Raw genomic sequence first — 21,209 nt, forward strand, 5'->3', positions numbered from 1 at the left:
TGGGGGGGGGGGGGGGGTCATCCGATGGGGTTTCCCTACCTTTTTTTTGGGGGGGCCGGGGGGGGGGGGGGGGGCCCCCCCACATTTCCGCCCCACCCCCCCCCCCCACGGCTTAAATCACGTGATAGCGGTGTGCTTCAGGGCTTGTGCTTTTCGTAGGTGAGGTTCCACTGCTGGTTGGCCTGTGGCGCGGGGCAGTCCCAGATGCCGAGGCGGGTGCCTTGTTCTGTGTGCCATCCGGGCAGTTCGAGGCAGCGGCCGCCAGGGTTGTCCGCAGTGACGGTGGCGGGCAGGTAGATCCGTCCGTCGGGGCGGACGGCCCACTTCTGGCCGGTGTTGCCGACGCAGCGGGAGAGCATCACGCCGGTTCCGTTGCCGAGGGCGTTGCCCTTGGTGGAGACGCACCAGCTGCCGGAGCGGATGGTGCCGTCGATGGCGAAGTTGAATCGCTGGTTGACGGTCTGCCAGCAGGCGTAGACGGCGACGTCGGTTCCTTCGTTGGGGCCACCGATGGAGTCCATGCACTGCCAGTCGACGAGCTGGGGGTGGACGGTGACGCTGGAGTCGGAGTAGCCGGCGAACGCGGCGGCGTCGAAGCTATCGACCTTGCCTCTGACGCCCGTGCTGCTCTTGCCGGGGTAGATGGAGATCGAGTTGGTGGTGTCCATGGCCCACAGGTCGGGCGTGCCGTCGTTGTTGAGGTCGCCGGCGCCGATGCGGGGGTAGTCGGAGGCCTTCAGCGCCTGGCCGACGTTGAGCTTGATCCCCTGGTCGGGCTTGGTGAGGGCGGTGTAGTCGACGGTCCCGTCGGCCTTCCAGCCCAGCGGGTAGGCGTAGACGTCGCCGGTGGTGCGGTTGCGTGCCCAGACGGTGGCCTGGTTGGTGGGGTCGGTGGTGCCGGGAATGCTGGTCGGCCCGTTGGCCGCGCCCGGGTTGATCAGTTCCAGGTCGGCCCAGCTGCCGGAGGCGGCGGGCAGGTAGGTGGCGGCGTCGAGGGCGTCGGCGAGCCCGTTGGGCTGGAAGAGGTAGAGGTTGTTGTTCTCCAGGGAGAGGACGGAGGTCTGGGTCATGATGACTTTGTGGTTGGTGTTGCCTGGTTCACCGCCCACGGCCTCGCCCTCCGGGGTACCGATCGCGATGACCTGAGCGGCGTTGCTCCAGTTCGCCCGGTTGTAGCCGAGGCAGGGCTTGCCAGTGTCGTAGGTCGTGCATGCGGGTCGCTTGAGGGCGATCGGGGCCAGGGTGTCGAAGCGCCCGCTACCGTCGCTGGGAATCAGGTAGAGGGCCTCGCGCAGCTTGGAGGTCGTGTCCTTGTTGTAGTGGACGAGGACCTCGTCGACCGACTGTCCGATGACGAAGGTGCCGTGGTGGCTGATCTGGTAGTCGGCCCAGGTCGCGCCGTAGTCCCGAGCGTTGGGCGCTGCGACGGCCGGGGCCGCCAGGGACGTGGTGGGGTCGGTGGTGCCGCCGATGACGCGCAGGTCGCCGTTCTTGTCGACGGTGACCATGTCGGGCCTCTGGTCGTTGTCGACATCGCCGAACAGCGGCTGGGTGTCGGGCTTCCAGGGGACGTAGAAGTTGTAGACGGCCGGCTGGCTGTAGTTGCCGGCGTTGTCCATGGCGCACGCGTACAGGGTGTTGGTGCCCCAGTCCTTGGGCTTGTACGTGTAGGGCTGGCCCGGGGCCAGGGTGTCCTGGCCGCATTTCCATCCGACGACCGGGGTCGGGTCGCTGCTCACGCGGACGCAGGCGACGCCGGAGGCCTGCAGGCCGGAGCCGGGGGCGGGGTCGTCGGCGTTGATGGTGAAGGTGCCCTGGTCGTTGACGTACTTGGCCGGGGTGGGGTTGGGGGTGCCGGACGGCGGGAAATCGGTGGAGCCGATGCTGACGCGCGGGTTGGTCTTGTCGACGCGGAAGTAGCACCAGGCGCTGTTGGGCGAGGTGAGAGTCGTGTCGTCGGCGCGGGCGACCCAGCCGTACTGGTGGCCGTCAGCCAGCGATCCCACGCTCTTGCTGGGGCCGGGGGCGTTGTAGCTGCCGCCCCAGTCTCCGTCTGCCACACCGAAGTTGGGGTCGTTGTCGTCCCACAGCTGGTAGCCGGTGTAGAGGTTCTGCCCGGTGGGCGACCAGCTGTTGGCGGTGAGGTAGATCTCCTGGTTGCTGCCGACCCAGCCGGGGTTGTCCCAGGGGTTGGCACCGCCGCTGGTGCACTCGGCCGTGCTGTTGGTGGACGCGAAGCCCGGGGTCGGGGTGGTTCGCGGCCACCACACGGTGGGCGTGATGTCGTAGGTGGTGGTGATGGACGGATTGTTCGCCAGGTAGTGACGGTAGTTCTTGTCCCATTCGGAGGTCTGCGGGGCGATGCCCACCGTCCAGACCTGCCACTTCTCCGTCGCCGCACGCTTCATGGTGTCGGTCACGTCGATGGCCAGCGGGCCGGTGCCGGTGAGACGCTGACCATTGATCGGTGCGCATCCCTCCATAACAACGTTCCCGTTGTCGCCGCAAGGCTGGGCGTACCAGTTGGTGTCGGCGCCGATGTTCTTGCCCGGGGGGCCCGAGTAGATGACGAACGGGGTGTCGGTCGCCATGTTGGAAGCGCCGGTGACCTGGCCGTTGAAGGTGGCGCCAAGGATGATCGGGGCGGAGGCGGCGCCCGACGGGATCGTGTAGTTGGCGGGGTTGATGCCGAACTGGAAGTAGGCGCGCTGGCGGCCCTCGATGTCGCAGTTCAGACTGGGATCGCTGCTGTGGAAGCCGCAGTAGCCGGTGGCGACGTTGGACTTCAGGTTGTAGTTCTTTGCGCTCTTGTGGTTCTCCTGGACCTCGACCGAGCCCTGCGCGTAGCTGGTGGCCGCGACGAATGAGGGGTCGAGGAACCAGGGACCGTCACCCGCGCCCAACGCGTCCTGGTTCGGCGTCAGCTCGATCGCCGACGGCGTGACCCTGGTGCCGATGGCGGCGACGTTCGCGCCGTCACCCGGCTCCTCGGCGCTCGACGGGATCCCTACCAGACCTTCCGGGGACGCCGAGGCCGGCGCGGTGGCGGCCAGCACCGTGCGCTGCTCGGACCTGGAAGCACGCGCCGCAGCCACAGGAGCGCTCGCGGGCTTGCTGGAATCCCACTGCAGGGGCGCCGGGGCCCGGAACCGTGTGGCGCCCTTGTCATCCTTGACGCTGAGAGCGCCGGAGGGATCGGAAGCGATCGACAGGCCCTGCGCGGAGACCGGGAAGGTCAGCGACTTCAGCGCAGCGCTCTCGGCGGCCTCCTTCGTGCGCACGATGATGACGTCCCGCCAACCACCCTGGGGCAGCGCCGTCAGCTGCAGGTCCACCCCGGGCAGCACGTCGGCGTAGGTGGCGTTGGCACCGGCCACGGTCGGCTTCGGCAGCGGGAAGGGGGCGTTCACCGCCAGACTCTTGCCGTCATCGGTGGTCACGGTCGCCATCGGCCCCGCTCCACCGCCCGAGAACGTCAGCCCGGTCGTGGCAACCGCCGGGCTGAGCGTGCCGTTGCCGTTGGCCCGCAGCGTCGGGTCGATGTCCTTCCAGGCTCCGCTGCGCTTGGTCCGCACGGCCTGGGCGTTGTCGGTGGTGGTCAGCGTGCCGTTCGGGTTGGCGACCGTCGTGGAGAGCTCGTTGGTCAGCGCCTCGACCGCGACCGGCTTGCCGGTCGACTTGGCCTTGGCGATCGCGTCGAGCATCGCCTGCTGCGCGGGCGTGCGGGCCGGTGCGGGTGACGTGGGAGCGGGGAATTTCACACCGCCCGCAGGACCGTGGGTCGGCGGGGTGGAGGCGGTGTCGGTTGCGAGTGCAGCCGGTGCGCTGAGCAGGGCCAGGCTGAGTGCACAGCCCGTACCGAGCGAGGTCAGTGCGAGCAGGCGCCTGCGTATGGATGGTGCTGGTGGCGTGTGCGCGATCGCGCGTGGAGTGCTGGACATGGCGATGCTGTGAGGTCCTCCCGGTCGGACGCCCCTCGAAGGGGAGCGTTCGGGTGGGAACGATGCGGCCTGGACTACGGCTTGGTCAACTCCGTTCTCTGCCTGCGTGGACATGTCCGGACAAGCATGAATCACGAGGTCAAGACTTCATAAACATCTCATGCATGGCATCCGAACAACCTGGCGATGTGACCGATGGCTCACATATCGTCACCTCGAACATGGCGCAGTCATGACCATATGACGCTATGTCGATAGCGAGTAAGGAGCGACCACGTGGTGGTTTGGCGTGCCCGGAAACGGACCGGGACACGAATAGGCGAGCGGTGGAGGTCACCGGCGGTGGCAGCTGCGGTAGCGCTCGCGCTGACCGGGGTGACTGTGCCGCCGGCAGTGGCATGGACATACCCCGAGCCGGCAGGCGAGGTCTGGACGCCCCCGAACACCCCCCTGGGAAGTGCGGGCGCCTCAGTCAAGGGACATGACGCCCAGCCCCCGAGTGCCACCGCGCCAGGTAAGGCCGCCGACTGGAAGCCCGAGGCCGCAGCACCCGTCGTCACCGGCGCGGCGACCGTCGTCGTCGGGGCCGACAGCGCCGAGGCCGAGGCTGCCCGCAAGGCCACCGGCGGGGCATCACCCGCCTCCGGCGGCAAGACCGGTTCCAAGGCCGGAAACCTGGCCGTCAGGGTCGCCCCCGGAACCGGTGCTGGCGAGAGCGCCCACACCGTCACCGTCGAGGTCGCCGGACCAGACAAGGGCAAGGCCGCAGGCGTCAGCGGGCCGCTGATCACGGTGAAGGACGCCGACGCGCCGACCGGAGGCAACGGCCGCGAGGCCCGCGTCACTCTGGACCTGAAGGCCCTGCAGGCCGGCGGATGGTCGGACCGCGCGGCCCTCGTCGCGCTGCCGGCCTGCTCCCTGACGACGCCGGAACGACCCGAGTGCCGGACGCAGACACCGGTGACGGCGAAGACCGACAGTACCGGCACGATCACGGCAGACATCGCTCTTCCCCCTGCAGCGGCGCCCGACAGCTCGCACAACGGCACGGTGAAGGCGTCATACACCACGGCATCGGATTCCACCGCGACATCGGGCGACACTGGAACCACCGGCGGACCTGTGGTCCTGTCGCCGACGCCCGCTCCTGCGGGCCCGCTGGGCAACTACACCGCGACATCGCTGTCACCGTCCGCCGCCTGGACGGCAGGGTCCAACACCGGCGGCTTCGCCTACAACTACCCGATCGAGGTACCCCCTGCCCTTGCCGGGGGTTCTCCTGTCGTGGCGCTGGGATACAACTCGGCGGATGTGGACGGCAAGACCTCCGCGTCGAATGCCCAGCCTTCCTGGATCGGCGACGGCTGGGGCTACGAGCCCGGATACATCGAACGCTCCTACCGCAGCTGCGACAAGGCCGGGATCACCGGTTCCACGGACCTGTGCTGGGGCGGGCAGAACGCCACCCTTTCGCTGTCCGGACACTCCGGTGCGATCGTGCGCGACGATGACACCGGCACCTGGCACCTGGCCATCGACGACGGTTCCAAGATCGAGCAGCTCACCGGCGCGCTGAAGACCGCGGGCGACATCGACTACCAGGGCATGGAGTACTGGCGCATCACCACCCCCGACGGTGTCCAGTACTACTTCGGCCTCAACCACCTGCCGGGCGGCGACGGCAGCGACCCGGCGGTGAATTCAGTCCTCACCGTGCCGGTGTATTCGCCCAACAGCGGCGACCCCTGCTACAACCCGGGCAGCGGGAAGAACTCGTGGTGCCAGATGGCCTGGCGCTGGCAGCTCGACTACGTCATCGATCCACACGGCAACCTGACCACGTACAAGTACGCCACCGAAGGCAACAAGTACAACCGCGGCCGCGTGCAGAGCGGCGCCAACGGCATCCTCACGGACTACCAGCGCTCCGGCTACCTCAAGGAGATCGCCTACGGCCAGCGCCTGGACGAGCAGAAGGCGGCCAAGGGCGGCGCCACCCCGGCGGCGAGGGTCGTCTTCACCGTCGCGGAACGCTGCACCCCCAACGGTGCGATCACCTGCTCCGAGAACCAGCGCACCACGGCCAACGCGGACGCCTGGCCGGACACACCGATCGACCAGATCTGCACCGACAGCTCCTGCGTGAACGCGGCGCCCACGTTCTTCACGACCAAGCGCCTGACCACGATCAGCACGCAGATCTCCGTCGGCGCCGAAACCCGGACTGTCGACACCTGGAACCTCAACCAGCGGCTGGCCGACCCCGGTGACGGCACCAAGCGCCTCCTGCAGCTCGACTCCGTCCAGCGCGTGCCGAGCAACGGGCAGGCGGAGATCAAGGACCTGCCCGCCGTCCAGTTCCAGTACGTGATGCGGGCCAACCGTATCGACGGCCTCGTCCCGGCCGAGAAGATGTACATGCGCCCGCGTCTCACAGGCGTCACGACCGAGACCGGCGGCCGCATCAACGTCATCTACGCCGACCCCCAGTGCTCCCGGGTCAACAACCGCATGCCGGCCTCCGAGGACGGCAACACGATGGCGTGCATGCCGGTCAAGTGGTACCCGGACTTCTGGTCCTCCAAGGAACCGGTCAACGACTGGTTCGACAAGCCCCTGGTCAAGGTGGTGACCGAGCAGGACCTCGTCAGCACTCCCGCCGTCTCCAAGACCACCGAATACACCTACAACGGCGCAGCCGCCTGGCACCGCAACGACTCGGAGTTCACCGATCCCAAGGTCCGAACCTGGGACCAGTTCCGCGGCTACCAGTCGGTGACCACCACCACCGGAGACGCCAGTCCCGGTGAGGCCCCGAAGACCCAGCAGACAGTCACCTACCTGCGGGGCATGAACGACGACTACCTGGCCGACGGCAAGACCCGGCGCACCGTCCAGGTACCCAGCCCCCTCGGCGGCACCCTCACCGACAGCGCCCAGCTGTTCGGCCGGACCGTGGCCACCGAGATCTACGACCAGGCCGGCGGAACGGTCACCGCGATCTCCGGAAGCACCTACAACGGACAACAGGCCTCCGCCACCCACAGCCAGACCGCAGGCGTACCCAAGATCTACGCCTGGCGTCCGGACTCCGAGACCACCTCGATCGCCAAGACCAAGCTCGCCGACGGCAGCTGGCGCACGACCACGGCGGTGACGACCACCGAGCCGGCCAACGGCAACCGCACCGTCAAGGTCGACGACAAGGGTGACGGCACCGCCGCCACCCCCGAGATCTGCACGACCACCAGCTACGCGGCCAGCGACAACCCCCAGCTCCTGAGCCTGACATCGGAGAAGACCACCTACCAGGGGTCATGCTCCACGGCGGCCACCGCCTCCAACACCCTGACCGGCAGCCGGATCCTCTACGACGGCAAGGCGCTCAAGAAAGCCGGTGCCGTCGGAGACGCCACAAGCGGCCAGACCCTCGACCACTTCGACCAGAGCGGAAACCCGGTCTACGTCCACGGCGGCACCGGAACCTTCGACGTCTACGGGCGGCCGCTCACGACCGCGACGACTGACGGGTCGACCTATGACCGCGATGGCGTCCAGCTGACCGGACCGTCGGTCACACCAGCTGTCACGTCGATCGCCATCACTCCGGCTTCCGGTCAGCTTCCGACCGAGATCCGCACCACCGGGCCGATGGGGGCAGGCTGGACCACCACCGTCACCCAGGATCCGGCCCGCGGCACACCGCTGACCAGCAAGGACATCAACGACCGCGTCACCACCGCCCAGTACGACGCGCTGGGCCGCCTCACCGCCGTCTGGGCACCCGACCGGCCGACCACGGAACTGCCGAGCCGCAAGTTCACCTACTCGCTGAACGGCACCAGCGCACCCTCCGCGATCAAGACCGAGTCGATCAACGACGACGCGCTCTCCTACTCCGCGAGCATCGACATCTTCGACGGCCTGGCGCGGCCCCGGCAGACCCAGAGCACCAGCGCTGCCAAGCCCACCGGACGCCTGATCGCCGAGAACGTCTACGACAGCCACGGCTGGGTGATCAAGACCTCCGCCCCGTACTACGAGAAGGGGTCCTTCCCCACCGAGTCCGTCTTCATCCCCGTCGCCGACGGCCAGATCCCAGGCCAGACGTGGAACACCTACGACGGCGCCGGCCGCGTCGTGCGCTCCGAGTTCCGCTCCAACGGCAACCTCCAATGGGCCACGACCACCGCCTACCCCGGCGCCGACCGCGTCGACGTCACCCCTGCACCGGGCGCGGCACCGTCCTCGACCGTCACCGACGCCCGAGGACGCACCAGCGCTCTCTGGCAGTACCGGACGCCGACGCCAACGGGTAACCCCACCGACGCGGACGTCACCACCTACAACTACGCACCGAGTGGTCTGGTGGCGTCGAGGACCGACAGCAGCGGCAACTCCTGGAGCTACGGCTACGACCTGCGCGGCCGCCAGACCTCGGCGTTCGACCCGGACACCGGCGCCACGCGGACCTACTACGACGTCAACTCCCGCGTCGACCACACGGTCGACGCCAAGAACAACACGCTCGCCTACAGCTACGACCTGCTCGGCCGAAAGACGGGCCTGTACAACGGCAGCGTCACGCCCGCGAACCAGCTCGCCTCCTGGACCTACGACACGATCCTCAAGGGCCGGCCCACTTCCTCCACCCGCTACGTGGGCGGCGCAGGCGGAGCGGCGTACACCACCGCGGTCACCGACTACGACACCTCCTACCGGCCGCTCGGCACCTCCATCACCATCCCGCCCGTGGAGAAGGAACTCGCCGGCACCTACACCACCACCAACACCTACAGCGATGTCATCGGCTCACTGACGAAGGTCAGCATCCCCGCCGCCGGCGGACTGCCGGCCGAAACAGTCAGCTACGGCCGTACCATCACCGGACTGCTCACATCGGCCACCAGCCGAAGCAAGTCCGTCATCACCAAGGTCGAATACGACGCCCTCGCGCGCCCCGTGCGCACGACGGCCGGTGAATACGGCAAGCAGGTCGTCTCCACCCAGCAGTACGACTGGGCCACCGGCCGGGTCATCAACAACTTCCTCGACCGCCAGACCAGCACGGTCTCCGTCGACCAGACCAGCTACACCTACACCCCGTCCGGCCGGATCACCTCGATCACGGACATCCAGGATGCCGCCGCCACCGACACCCAGTGCTTCACCTATGACCACCTCAGCCGGCTGACCGGCGCCTGGACCGACACCGGCGGCACCGCCACCACCGCGGACTGGACCGACTCCTCCGGAACCGTCCACGGCACCGGCAGCTCCACCACCGTCCCCGGCATCGGCGCCTGCACCAACAAGGACGGCCCGGCGACCGTCAGCCCCGGCGGACGAACCGTCGGCGGCCCGGCACCCTACTGGAACACCTACACCTACGACGCGACCGGCAACCGCACCGGATACGTCCAGCACGACATCACAGGCAACAGCCTCAACGACACCACCACCACCCAGACCTTCGGAGCCGCTAAGAACACCAACACTCCCACCACCGCTGCCAATACCGGCGGCGGAACCGGCGGCCCCCACGCCCTGCTCACCTCCACCACCAGCGGACCGGCAGGCACCAGAGCGATCGGCTACCAGTACGACGCCAAGGGCAACACCACCGCCATCACCGACACCGGCGGCACCACCACCCTGACCTGGAACGGCGAGGACAAGCTCGACTCCCTCACCAAGACCGGCCAGGCCGGCGCCACCACCTACCTCTACGACGCCGACGGCAACCAGCTCATCCGCCGCAACCCCGGCAAGACAACGCTCAACCTGCCCACCGACGAGCTCACCCTCGACACGGCCAGCGGCTCCACGAGCAACGTCCGCTCCATCTCCGGTCCCGGCGGCCTGACCTACACCCGCGTCACCGCCGCCATCGGCGGAGGCACCGTCCTCATCCAGGCCGCCGACCCACACGGAACCAACGGCGTCCAGATCAACACCGACACAGCCCAGAGCGTCACCCGACGCCCCACCGACCCCTTCGGCAACCCCCGCGGCACCCAGCCCACCGCCAACCAGTGGGCCGGCACCAAGGGCTTCGTCGGTGGCACCAAGGACGACACCACCGGACTGACCAACCTCGGCGCCCGCCAATACGACCCGCTCCGCGGACGCTTCATCAACCCCGACCCCATCCTCGACGAAGCCGACCCCCAGCAATGGAACGGCTACGCCTACAGCAACAACAACCCCGTCAACCTCTCCGACCCAAGCGGCCTACGCCCAGACGGCACCTGCGGCGGCTTCGGATCCTGCAACGACCCTGAAGGCAACCCCGTAAAGGAAACCTGGACCAGCGACCACGGCGTGTGGTCAGTCGAGGTCGAGAAGACCGTCTACGCCGGCACCAAGGGATACAGCTCTAACGACTGCCGCCACGACAACTCGTGCGCAGTGACCCTCGCAGACCGCACCATGAGCGCCTTCCTGCGCACGGCGAAGATGTCCAAGAAGCAGGACATCGTCAGGAACAGCAGCAATACCAGCGAGGCGGAAATCAACCGCGTACTGAAGAAGTACAACTTCGGTTTCAGTGGCATCGACTGGGCAGCACTGCAGATGTGGGAATATGGTGCCAGCGAGGAGGAGGCCGACTACTTCCGCGCCAACTACTGTCTGTACATCGACTGCAGCCTCGAAAGCCAGATAGAGAACGGGATTGCCACCGGGGGAGCTAGGGGACTTGTCACGCCTTTCGGTCCGTCCCCAACGGAGCGGGCTGGAGATGCGGTCGCCGCGTCAATGATGGCTCTGGCAGCCAGGGGCGGGGTCGGCAAGCCAGGCGAACTCGAGGGCCTCTCTGCCGGATCCCGCGCACGTCTGTGCCAGAGCTTCGTCGCCGGAACCCTGGTGGTCATGGCGGACGGCCAGCACAAGCCGATCGAACAGGTCCAGGTCGGAGACGAGGTCCTAGCCACAGACCCTCAGACAGGAGAAACCAGTCACAAGGCTGTAACAGTCGTCACGGAGACTCCGAACGACGAGGACTTCACGGACTTGTCGTTCCAATCGGCACAAGTTACAGAATTGCCGAATGCTTCTGGAGAATCCACACTAACCACCACATGGCACCACCCCTTCTGGAGCATTACCAACGGACGTTGGGTCGAGGCAAGTGAACTCCAGGTCGGCGAAGAGCTCCGAGCTCCTGAGGGCGCTGCAGTCGCCATCGCAGGTATACGCAACTATCATCGGCAGGTACTCACCTACAACTTCACGGTCTCGGACTTTCACACGTACTATGCGCTGGCAGGAAACAGGCCAGTACTGGTCCACAATGATTCATATCCCTGCAAGATTGGTTCCAACGGCTGGCCAATACCCAATATGAACAACTGCATGGCATGCGCCAAGATAATCCAGAAAAAGATTGGCGGTGTAATCTATCATGTCAAGGATTCCTTGGGTTCCCCGGTGCTCGGCCCGTCTACGCATGATCCACATGGGCGATGGGACGAGCATTTCGTGGTAATCAAGGAGGGCGTCGCCTATGACGGATTCACGGGCGCCAAGGGCATGCCACTTGAGCAATATCGAAAGCAGTGGAAATATGGGGAATATTTGGACTTCACTCCCTGGGGTGGCGAGTAAGACATGGAGTTGCAAGAGCTCTGTTTTCATCTGAAGAACCGCCGGCGTATGTATGTGCTCGACGATCGCTACTCAACGGTGGTGGCGTTCCTTGAGGGATTCAATGCGGCGCACGACGGCGAGCCGCTGTCCGGATTTCAGGACTGGGTTTCCCGTCGGATTCTTGGCTCCTCTTCCCCTATGCATTGGTCATATGTTGTGGCCTCGAAGCGGATGCCTGAAATTCTTGATGCCAATATCGGAATCGATCAGATTCCGGCTAGCCTTGAGATCCTCCTCATTGATGATCTAGCTGGTCTAATCGAAGCGTTTCTAGGCTGAGATGCTTTCGCCCTGGCCGCAAGGTCAGGGCGAGAGCATCAGAGCTCTAGTGTCATGAGTCCTTGATCCGTCGTTGTTCAGCGCATGGGTCGTACTGGGCCGAAGCTGGCCGAGCTGGTGTTGTCGGATCACGAGCGGAACGTGCTCGGTGCCTGGGTGCGGGGCCGATCGACTCCACAGGCTCTCGCCTTGAGAGCGCGGATCGTGCTGGCGTGCGCCGAGACGGAGCCGGACGGGCTGCCCCGATCGGCCGGCTCGGTGGCCATTGCGACCGGGGTGACCACCGAGACGGTCTCCAAGTGGCGGGGGCGTTTCCTGCGAGACCGGTTGGACGGTCTGGGGGACGCTCCTCGACCGGGCCGAGAGCGGACGGTCACCGACGAGCAGGTCGCCGAGCTGGTCCGGCTCACGCTGGAGACAAAGCCGAAGAACTCCACGCACTGGTCGACCCGCTCGATGGCCGGGCGTGTGGGCCTGTCACAGTCGACGGTCTCGCGGGTGTGGAGGGCATTCGGCCTGCAGCCGCACCGGGCCGAGTCGTTCTAGCTCTCCGCCGACCCGTTCTTCGTCGACAAGGTCCACGACGTGGTCGGGCTCTACCTCGACCCGCCCGAGCGGGCCTTGGTGCTCTGCGTCGACGAGAAGTCCCAGATCCAGGCGCTGGACCGCTCGCAGCCGGTGCTGCCGATGATGCCCGGCGTCCCGCAACGGGCCAGCCACGACTACGTCCGGGCGGGCACCACGACGCTGTTCGCCGCGCTGGACGCGGTCACCGGGAAGGTCATCGGCTCGCTTCACCGGCGTCACCGCACCACAGAGTTCAAGAGGTTCCTCGCCAAGCTCAACCGGGAGGTCTCGGTCGGCCTGGAAGTACACCTCGTCCTCGACAACTACGCCACCCACAAGACCGACACGATCAAGAAGTGGCTGCTGGCCCATCCTCGCTTCCACCTGCACTTCACCCCGACCGGCTCGTCCTGGCTGAACCTGGTCGAGCGGTGGTTCGCCGAGCTGACCAACAAGAAGCTCCGCCGCGGGGTCCACCGCTCCGTCCAGGCCCTCGAACGCGACATCCGCGCCTGGGTCGCCGACTGGAACGACAACCCACGCCCCTACGTCTGGACCAAGACCGCCGACCAGATCCTCGAATCCCTCGCCGGATACCTCCGACGGATCAAGGACTCAGGACACTAGCAACTGGACCCCGCCACCATGCTCCGAACCGGCCACGTACTGAGCTGGTCGCGGTGGCGCCGCCATCACCAGACGCACGCCCGCCGCTGTCACTACATTCGGCGCGGCCACCCGTTGGTGGGACGGTCCGGCAAAGACTCCCACCAATGCACCGGCGTCGCTACGCTCCCCCGCCACCAGGCCATTGACCAGGGCACATGGAGGACTCTCCCTGGAGTACTAGCCGCCACGCGCGCCGATGGCCAACGAGGGCAAAGGTCCTCTCGGCCATCAGTGTTTGCACTGTTCAGGGCCGCGTCAGCGTCAGCCGGAAGCGGAGCGGCGAAAGTGCGCGATGCTGAGCGTCCAGGCATGATCCCGTTCGGGATCGCTTCGTTCCGGATCGCCGGCTTCATCCTGTGGCCGTTCGGGCGGACCGCGGTCGAGCGGTCCGATGCCGGAGCGGCGTCCTGTGTCGGCAACGTCATCTGGCTGGTGTTCGCCGGGTGGTGGCTGGCGCTGGCGCACCTGATCACCAGCATTCCGCTGTTCCTGTCGATCATCGGGATCCCCTTCGGCTGGGCCAACCTCAAGATGATCCCGGTCTCGCTGACGCCGCTGGGCCGCGAGATCGTCTCGACGGACGAACCGTGGGCGGGCGGTAACCGCCACAGATCTCGACGGCCGGCGAAGGGCAGCAGCCTTCGCCGGCCGTCGGCGTTCCCGCACCCGTCGGTGTCCTGCTTCCCGTCGGCGTTTCCGGCCGGCTCGTGCGGGGCGGACCGAGAACGTCCGCCCGGTCAGCGGCGGGCCGCCGTCCTGCGCACGCCGTACGCGGCGGCGCCGAGGGCGAGGACGGCGGCTCCCCACAGGACCGATTCCGCCGGGAGGGCGAGGGCCAGCGCGAGGCAGCCGGCCGCGCCGACGACGGGGACGACCCTCGGCGGGCGGCCCTCGGCGGCGGTGAGGGTCCAGGCGGAGGCGTTGGCGACGGCGTAGTAGGCGAGTACGCCGAAGGAGGAGAAGCCGATCGCGCCGCGGACGTCGCCGACGGCCGCGAGGACGGCGACGACCGCGCCGACCGTCAGCTCGGCGCGGTGCGGCACGCCGAAGCGCGGGTGGACGGCGGCGAGCGCAGGGGGCAGGTGGTGGTCGCGGGCCATCGCGAGGGTGGTGCGGGAGACGCCGAGGATCAGGGCGAGCAGCGAGCCGAGGGCGGCGACCGCCGCCCCGATGCGCACCACCGGGACCAGCGCGGGCGCGCCGGCCGCCCGGACCGCGTCGGCCAGCGGCGCCCCGGCGTGGGCGAGCCGGTCCGGGCCGAGGACGGCCAGGACGGCGAGCGCGACGGCGGCGTAGACGACCAGGGTGATGCCGAGGGCGAGCGGGATCGCCCGGGGGATGGTGCGCCGCGGGTCGCGCACCTCCTCACCGAGGGTGGCGATGCGGGCGTACCCGGCGAAGGCGAAGAACAGCAGGCCGGCGGCCTGCAGTACCCCGTGGAACCCGGCGTCCGCGCCGACCTCCCAGCGGCCGGGGTCCGCCTCGCCGCCGGTCAGGCAGGCGGCGACCACGGCGGCGAGCACGCCCAGGACGAGGGCGACGATCGCCCGCGTCAGCCGGGCGGCCTTCTGCACGCCGACGTAGTCGACGGCGGTCAGCGCGACGACGGCGGCGACCGCGACCGCGTGGGCCTGCCCGGGCCAGACGTACGTGCCGACGGTGAGGGCCATCGCTGCGCAGGACGCGGTCTTGCCGACGACGAAACCCCACCCGGCGAGGTACCCCCAGAACTCTCCGAGCCGCTCCCGGCCGTACACGTAGGTGCCGCCGGACTGCGGGTAGCGGGCGGCGAGCCGGGCGGAGGAGGTCGCGTTGCAGTACGCCACCACACCGGCCAGCGCCAGCCCGATCAGCAGACCGGACCCGGCGGCGGCCGCCGCGGGCGCCAGTGCGGCGAAGACGCCCGCGCCGACCATCGACCCCAGCCCGATCACCACGGCGTCGAACACGCCCAGGTGCCGCCGCAGTTCGCCCGGTCCGGCCACTGACGCCGCCCCACTCATCGACCTGCACCTCTCCTCGTCGGGCTCGAACGGCGACGCACGATACCGGAGGCAGGGAAACGCCCGGGGCGGCGCGGGGCGGGCGGCCGGCGGGTGATCGGCGGGTGATCGGTCGCGCGGGCGGGCGGTCAGCGGGTGAGGCGGGCTTCGAGGGCGCGGAGGTCCGCGGCGAGGGAGGTGCGGACCGGGCGGGACAGCAGTGCGGTCAGGCGGTGGACGCCGGTGGAGCCGCCGCGCACGCGGATGCGGGCGAAGGTGCCGCCCTGGGTGGGTTCGAAGGTGTAGGTGACGTGCATGGGCGTCGGCCCGGCCGCGGAGACCATGTCGAGCACCACCGGCGGGTGGTGGCCCGCGACCCGCAGGACGTAGTCGAAGCGCCGGCCGAGGAAGTGCGCGGTGCGGGTGACCTCGGCGCCCACGCCGAAGCCGCCGCCGTCGGCTTCGCGGGTGAGGGTGGCGTGGCGGATGCCCCGGGTCCACTCGTGGTCGTGGCTCCAGTCCATGGCGTAGGCGGCGACCGTGGCGGGCGGGAGGGGGATCAGGCGTTCCACCGTGACGTCGAGGCGCATGATCACACTCTCCCGCCGGGAGGCCGGGTCCGCCTTCCGGCGTGGCCGGTCAGCGGCTGCGGGGGTCGGGAACCGTGGGGTCGTCGGCCGTGGGGTCGGTGGCCGTGGGGTCGGTGGCCGCAGGGGTCAGTGGCCGCAGGGGTCGGCGGTGTCCCGGTGGAGGTCGGCGGGCCGGTCCGCGCAGGCGGCCGCCGGTCCTGCCGATCCTGCCGGGTCGGCGAGGGCGGGCGCGGCGGGGTAGACGAGGGCCAGGGCGAGGACGGCGGCGAGGACGGCGTCCGCCGGCAGGGACCGGACCTGGGTGTGATCAGTCATGCCAGGACTGTGCGCACACCAACGGCACGGCATTCCCGGACGGCCGCCCGTCCACCCGCCCGGGCGAGCGCGCAGCACCGGCACGCGCCGCCCCCGCGGCCTCCGCCCCTCGTCCTCCGCCCCGCGGCCCCCGCCTCCACGGCCTCCGCCCCCGCGGCCCGGAGCACTACAGCCCCAGGATCCGCAGCGCCGCCTCCCGCATCTCGACCTTGCGGATCTTCCCGGTGACCGTCATCGGGAACTCCTCCACCACGTGCACGTAGCGCGGGATCTTGACGTGCGCGAGCCGGCCGGTGCAGTACTCCCGGACGGCCTCGGCGGTGAGCGGCTCGGCGCCCTCACGCATCCGGACCCACGCCATCAGCTCCTCGCCGTACTTCGGGTCGGGCACGCCGATGACCTGAACGTCGAGGACGTCCGGGTGGGTGTACAGGAACTCCTCGATCTCGCGCGGGTAGAGGTTCTCGCCGCCGCGGATGACCATGTCCTTGATCCGCCCGGTGATGGCGAGGTAGCCGTCCCCGTCCATCACCGCGAGGTCCCCGGTGTGCATCCAGCCGGCGGCGTCGACGGCCTCGGCGGTGCGCTCGGGCTCGTTCCAGTAGCCGAGCATGACGGAGTAGCCGCGGGTGCACAGCTCCCCGGGCTCGCCGCGCGGGACGGTGTCCCCGGTGGCCGGGTCGACGACCTTGACCTCCAGGTGCGGGCCGACCCGGCCGACGGTGGAGACCCGACGCTCGACCGGGTCGTCGACCCGGGTCTGGGTGGAGACCGGCGACGTCTCGGTCATGCCGTAGCAGATGGAGACCTCGGCCATGCCCATCCGTTCGATGACCGCCTTCATCACCTCGCTCGGGCAGGGCGAGCCGGCCATGATGCCGGTGCGCAGGCTGCCCAGGTCGTACTGCTCGAAGTCGGGGTCGGCGAGTTCGGCGATGAACATGGTCGGCACGCCGTACAGCGAGGTGCAGCGCTCGGCGGCGACGGCGGCCAGCGTGGCACCGGGCTCGAACGAGGGCGCCGGGATGACCGTGCAGGCGCCGTGGGAGGTGGCGGCCAGGTTCCCCATCACCATGCCGAAGCAGTGGTAGAAGGGCACCGGGACGCAGATCCGGTCCTGTTCGGTGTAGTCGAGCAGCTCGCCGACGAAGTACCCGTTGTTGAGGATGTTGCGGTGGGACAGGGTCGCACCCTTGGGGAACCCGGTGGTCCCCGAGGTGTACTGGATGTTGATCGGGTCGTCCGGGGTCAACTCGCCCTGGCGTTCGGCGAATTCGGCGAGCAGGTCCGGCGCGGCCCGTCGGCCGGCGGCGAGCACGGCGTCCCAGGCCGGGCTTCCGGTCAGCAGCACGCGCTCCAGCTCCGGGCAGCGGGGCCGCACGTCCTCGATCATCGCGGCGTAGTCGGAGGTCTTGAACCGCTCGGCGGCGACCAGCAGCCGGATGCCCGCCTGGTTCAGCACGTACTCCAGCTCGTGCACGCGGTAGGCGGGGTTGACGGTGACCAGGACCGCGCCGAGCTTGGCGGTGGCGTACTGGGTGAGCGTCCACTCGGCGCAGTTGGGCGCCCAGATGCCGACCCGGTCGCCCTTGGCGATGCCGAGTTCCAGCAGGCCGAGGGCCAGGGCGTCGACGTCGGCGGCCAGTTCGGCGTACGTCCAGCGGCGGGCGGTGGGGCGGTCGACCAGGGCGTCGCGGTCGGGGAAGGCGCGCACGGCGCGGTCGAGGTTCTCCCCGATGGTGTCGCCGAGCAGCGGGACGTCCGAGGTGCCGGAGGCGTGGCTGCGCTGGGCGGGCGTGGTCGGCACGTGCGGGCTCCAGGGTCCGGCGGGGCGGGTCGGGGACCATGGTCCCGGTCGCGGGGCCGGCCCGCCACCCCCGAACGGGGGTGCCGGGCGGTCCGGGGCCGGACACGGCACCGGGGCCGCCCGTCGGGTTCGACGGACGGCCCCGGGGCCGGAGCGCGGGTCAGGCGTTGATGCAGGTGTTGCCGAAGGTCGGGTTCAGGATCGAGATGACGCCGATCGAGTTGCCGCAGACGTTGGCTTCGAGGTTGATCGGGATCTGGATCTGGTTGCCGGACAGGACGCCCGGCGAGCCGAAGGCGACACCGTTGGCGGTGGCATCGCCGGCGGCGGCGGTCCCGGCACCGGCGAGGACGCACACCGCGGCGACGGCCGTGGCGGCGAGGTAGGTGCGAATACGCATTCTTGCGTCACTCCTTGTGAGGGTGGCGAACATCCTTGTGACGATCACACTCGCACCGATGGAACGCGACGGCAGTCCGGGAACGTCCGAATTGGTCAGTCGGAGGGCGTGTCGCCCTCCCGATCCACCGCCGCGGGACCGGCGGATCCGGCCACGCTCAGTGATTCCAGCAGCTCACGCGCCGGGCCCAGGTCCGGCTCGGCCGCCAACGCGGCACGCAGCAGGACCACCGCGGCGGCCGGGTCACCCGCGCGCAGGGCGTCCAGTGCCCGGTTGTAGTCGATCCGACCGGCGTAACGCAGCCGGAACAGCGCGGACAGGTCCTCCCGGCAGGACGGACAGCACAGGCTCTGCCGGTCCGCCGCGACCCTGCACAGCGGGCAGGACACGTCGAGGTCGGCCACGACACTGCTCATCGCGGCCCCGCCTCCTCCGGGCGCACCGGGCCGAGCGACTCGGCGGCCGGCTCGCTGCCCAGCTCCCGCTGCGCCTGCGCGTACAGGGCCAGCAGGTTCGACATGTGCGTGTTGACCTCCTCCATGTTGGGCGCCTCCACCGCGGCGTCCAGCCCCCGCAGTTCCGCCATGATCAGCTGGCCGAGGGCGGGCGAGACCATGTTCTGGGTCACGTAGACGTTGCACATGGTGAGCATCCGCATGGTGTGGCCGAGCGCGTCGCACAGCTCGTCCGCCCGCTGCGCCGCGCGCATCGCGCCCTCCCAGTCCGCCGCCTCGCGGCGCAGCCGCAGCTCGGCGGAGACCGACCGCAGCCGGTCCAGGTCGCTCGGGTCGAGGTGCTTCTCGCAGTAGTGGATGAACAGGCTCAGGTACGCCTCCGAGCCGCGCACCCAGCGCTGGGCCTTGAGCTGGCGCTGGGCCCGCTCCAGCGCCTCGTCCACCGAGCGCCCTCGGGTCTGGCCGGCCGCCAGGTCGTCCAGGGTGTCCATCAGCTGCTGGGCCTCGCGCATCTCGGCCTCGGTCAGCTCGCCGCCCCAGCGGTCGGTGAAGGTCTCGATCTGCCGCTGCTGCTCCTCGACCTGGACCTTCAGCTCCGGGTCCAGGGTGACCCGCTCCAGCTTGACGGTCTTCTCCGCGCCGCCCTGGATCCGGACCGACAGGGTGATGGTGCGGTCCCGGTCGAGGCCGAAGGCGACCTCCACCGGGGTGCGGCCGCCGAGGCCCTCGGGCAGCCGCAGGGTGAGGTGGCCGATCAGCTCGTTCTGCTGGGCGATCTCGTGCTCGCCCTCGTAGACCGCCACCTCCAGCCGCTGGCGGCCGCTGCCGGAGACCACGAACTCCCGGCTGACCGGCGAACTCGTCGGGTAGCTGGTGTTCTTGGGGATGATGACGGCGAGGCGGCCGTCGTTCAGCTCGATGCCGAGGTTCTTCGGGGTGATGTCGAACGGGTTGGTGACCTGCATCAACTCGCCGCAGCCCGGGCAGACCTCGCTGCCGGGCGGGTTGACCACACCGCAGGAGGCGCAGCGCAGGCCGACGTCCTCGGCGGCGGTGGAGATCACCTTGGTCAGCCCGGGGGCCGCCGAGTTGAGCGGCTCGCCGCACAGTTCGCAGGCGGTGACGCCGGGGGCGGCCGGGGTGCCGCAGCGCGAGCAGTTGTCGCTGCGCACCACGGTGGTGGCCTGCGTCTGCTTCGGGACGGTCACCCCTCCGGCGCCCGGGCCGTTCATGTCCTGGCCGCACTTGGGGCAGTCGGCGGCCTCGGAGTCCACCGGGACGTGGCAGGTCGGGCAGGAGACCCGGGGCGCACCGAGCAGGGAGGTCGCGCAGTTGGCGCAGTTGGAGGCGGAGAGGTCGCCGGGGGCCCGGCACTCCGGGCACTCCACCTCGCCGACCAGTGCGGACTGCACGGCCGCACCGAGCGCCACGCACTGCATCGGGTTGACGCCGCGCCGGATCCGGCGGGGACCGAACACCTCGCCGAGCCGCCGGGCGACCAGCGGGATCGCGGTCGAGCCGCCGACCAGCACCACCTCGTCGACGTCCCCGACGGTCAGGTTGGCCTGCATGATCGCCTTGTGCGTCAGCTCGATCGTGCGCTCGATCTGGGCCTCGATCAGTTCCTCGAAGCGGGCCCGCTCGAACTCCGTCTCCAGCACCAGCTGTCCGGCGCCGAGGCCGGGCAGGATGACCTCGGACGCCTCCTGGTTGGAGAGTTCGATCTTGATGGTCTCGGCGGTCGAGGCGATCTTGGGGCGGTCGCGCAGGTCGGGCTGGTAGTCCGAGCCGTACTCCTCGCGGATGTCCTCCAGCAGCGCGGTGGTGATCGCGCGGTCGAAGTCGTCGCCGCCGAGCAGGTTGTCGCCCTCGATGCCGAGCACCGAGACCGAGCCGGGCACCAACAGCAGGATGGAGATGTCGAAGGTGCCGCCGCCGAGGTCGTAGACGAGCACGGTCTTGCCCTCGTCGCCCGCCTCGGAGGTGATCCCGTACGCCAGCGCGGCGGCCGTCGGCTCGTTGATGATCCGCAGCACGTGCAGGCCGGCCATCCGGCCCGCCTCCTGGGTGGCCGCGACCTGGCGCTCACCGAAGTACGCCGGGACGGTGATGACGGCCCGCGGGAAGGGCTCGCCGAAGCGCTGCTCGGCGTCCTCCTTGAGCCGGTGCAGGATGATCGCGGAGATCTCGATCGGCGTGTACGAGCGGCCGTTGAACCAGACGTTGACGTCCCCGTCGGTGCCCGCGGTGACCTTGTAGTCGACCTCCTTGAGGGCCGCCTGGACCTGCGGGTCCTTGAACTTGCGGCCCATGAAGCGCTTCACCGAGCGGATCACGTTGGCGCCGTCGATGGCGATCCGGCCGCGCGCGGTGGAGCCCACCAGCAGCTCGCCCTTGCGGCCGCTGCCGACCACGGAGGGCGTGGCCTCCTGGTTCTGCCGGTTGAAGATGATCTCCGGCTCGCCCCGGCGCAGGTGGGCGACCACGGAGTTGGTGGTGCCCAGGTCGATGCCGAGTGTGCGGTACATGTCGTTCCCCTCTTGCCCCTCGTGGT

Annotated in this window: 10 protein-coding genes and 2 pseudogenes; 4 read left to right on the plus strand and 8 right to left on the minus strand. The window is 69.2% G+C overall.

The features are described 5' to 3' along the window. Positions 1-137 precede the first annotated feature (137 nt). A complete protein-coding gene (locus ACFV0O_RS37930) occupies positions 138-3,941 on the minus strand; it encodes a ricin-type beta-trefoil lectin domain protein (RefSeq protein ID WP_380348830.1) in 3,804 nt (1,267 codons plus the stop codon). A gap of 342 nt (positions 3,942-4,283) precedes the next feature. Here ACFV0O_RS37930 and ACFV0O_RS37935 point away from each other — a divergent pair, with 342 nt between their 5' ends. From ACFV0O_RS37935 to ACFV0O_RS37950, 4 genes and pseudogenes are all read left to right on the plus strand, one after another. Beyond that, entirely contained in the window at positions 4,284-11,549 is a 7,266-nt protein-coding gene (locus ACFV0O_RS37935) for a polymorphic toxin-type HINT domain-containing protein (RefSeq protein ID WP_380348831.1), read from the plus strand. Between the two features lie 3 nt (positions 11,550-11,552). Then, positions 11,553-11,870 carry a hypothetical protein gene (locus tag ACFV0O_RS37940; RefSeq protein WP_380348833.1) on the plus strand — a complete coding sequence of 106 codons (318 nt, stop codon included), beginning with the start codon at positions 11,553-11,555 and terminating at the stop codon, positions 11,868-11,870. An 84-nt stretch (positions 11,871-11,954) separates the two neighbouring features. Beyond that, positions 11,955-13,064 (plus strand): annotated as a pseudogene (locus tag ACFV0O_RS37945) (IS630 family transposase). A gap of 351 nt (positions 13,065-13,415) precedes the next feature. After that, a pseudogene (locus tag ACFV0O_RS37950) lies at positions 13,416-13,700 on the plus strand (YccF domain-containing protein); the annotation flags it as partial. A 143-nt stretch (positions 13,701-13,843) separates the two neighbouring features. Here ACFV0O_RS37950 and ACFV0O_RS37955 read toward each other — a convergent pair. The 7 genes from ACFV0O_RS37955 to ACFV0O_RS37985 form a co-directional block, all read right to left on the minus strand. After that, a complete protein-coding gene (locus tag ACFV0O_RS37955; RefSeq protein WP_380348835.1) occupies positions 13,844-15,109 on the minus strand; it encodes an APC family permease in 1,266 nt (421 codons plus the stop codon). Positions 15,110-15,237: 128 nt separating this feature from the next. Beyond that, positions 15,238-15,678 carry an SRPBCC family protein gene (locus ACFV0O_RS37960; protein ID WP_380348836.1) on the minus strand — a complete coding sequence of 147 codons (441 nt, stop codon included), beginning with the start codon at positions 15,676-15,678 and terminating at the stop codon, positions 15,238-15,240. Positions 15,679-15,804: 126 nt separating this feature from the next. After that, positions 15,805-15,993 (minus strand): hypothetical protein, encoded by a 189-nt coding sequence (locus ACFV0O_RS37965; protein ID WP_380348838.1) that lies wholly within the window; start codon positions 15,991-15,993, stop codon positions 15,805-15,807. A 166-nt stretch (positions 15,994-16,159) separates the two neighbouring features. Further along, on the minus strand, positions 16,160-17,800 hold the full coding sequence (locus tag ACFV0O_RS37970) for an AMP-binding protein (protein WP_380348839.1): 1,641 nt from the start codon (positions 17,798-17,800) through the stop codon (positions 16,160-16,162). 160 nt (positions 17,801-17,960) lie between these two features. After that, positions 17,961-18,200 carry a chaplin gene (locus tag ACFV0O_RS37975; RefSeq protein WP_380348841.1) on the minus strand — a complete coding sequence of 80 codons (240 nt, stop codon included), beginning with the start codon at positions 18,198-18,200 and terminating at the stop codon, positions 17,961-17,963. 95 nt (positions 18,201-18,295) lie between these two features. Next, the gene (locus ACFV0O_RS37980; RefSeq protein WP_380348842.1) at positions 18,296-18,616 is read right to left on the minus strand and encodes a hypothetical protein; all 321 of its coding nucleotides are present in this window, start codon (positions 18,614-18,616) and stop codon (positions 18,296-18,298) included. Next, on the minus strand, positions 18,613-21,183 hold the full coding sequence (locus ACFV0O_RS37985; RefSeq protein WP_380348843.1) for an Hsp70 family protein: 2,571 nt from the start codon (positions 21,181-21,183) through the stop codon (positions 18,613-18,615). The genes ACFV0O_RS37980 and ACFV0O_RS37985 overlap by 4 nt, the downstream gene beginning before the upstream one ends. Positions 21,184-21,209: the final 26 nt, after the last annotated feature.

Source organism: Kitasatospora sp. NPDC059577 (genome assembly GCF_042735475.1).
GTDB lineage: Bacteria > Actinomycetota > Actinomycetes > Streptomycetales > Streptomycetaceae > Kitasatospora.

Coding starts and splice junctions, on each gene's coding strand:
- ACFV0O_RS37960 (WP_380348836.1), bottom strand. CDS start 15,678: ATGCGCCTCGACGTCACGGTGGAACGCCTGATCCCCCTCCCGCCCGCC.
- ACFV0O_RS37985 (WP_380348843.1), bottom strand. CDS start 21,183: ATGTACCGCACACTCGGCATCGACCTGGGCACCACCAACTCCGTGGTC.
- ACFV0O_RS37975 (WP_380348841.1), bottom strand. CDS start 18,200: ATGCGTATTCGCACCTACCTCGCCGCCACGGCCGTCGCCGCGGTGTGC.
- ACFV0O_RS37980 (WP_380348842.1), bottom strand. CDS start 18,616: ATGAGCAGTGTCGTGGCCGACCTCGACGTGTCCTGCCCGCTGTGCAGG.
- ACFV0O_RS37940 (WP_380348833.1), top strand. CDS start 11,553: ATGGAGTTGCAAGAGCTCTGTTTTCATCTGAAGAACCGCCGGCGTATG.
- ACFV0O_RS37955 (WP_380348835.1), bottom strand. CDS start 15,109: ATGAGTGGGGCGGCGTCAGTGGCCGGACCGGGCGAACTGCGGCGGCAC.
- ACFV0O_RS37930 (WP_380348830.1), bottom strand. CDS start 3,941: ATGTCCAGCACTCCACGCGCGATCGCGCACACGCCACCAGCACCATCC.
- ACFV0O_RS37965 (WP_380348838.1), bottom strand. CDS start 15,993: ATGACTGATCACACCCAGGTCCGGTCCCTGCCGGCGGACGCCGTCCTC.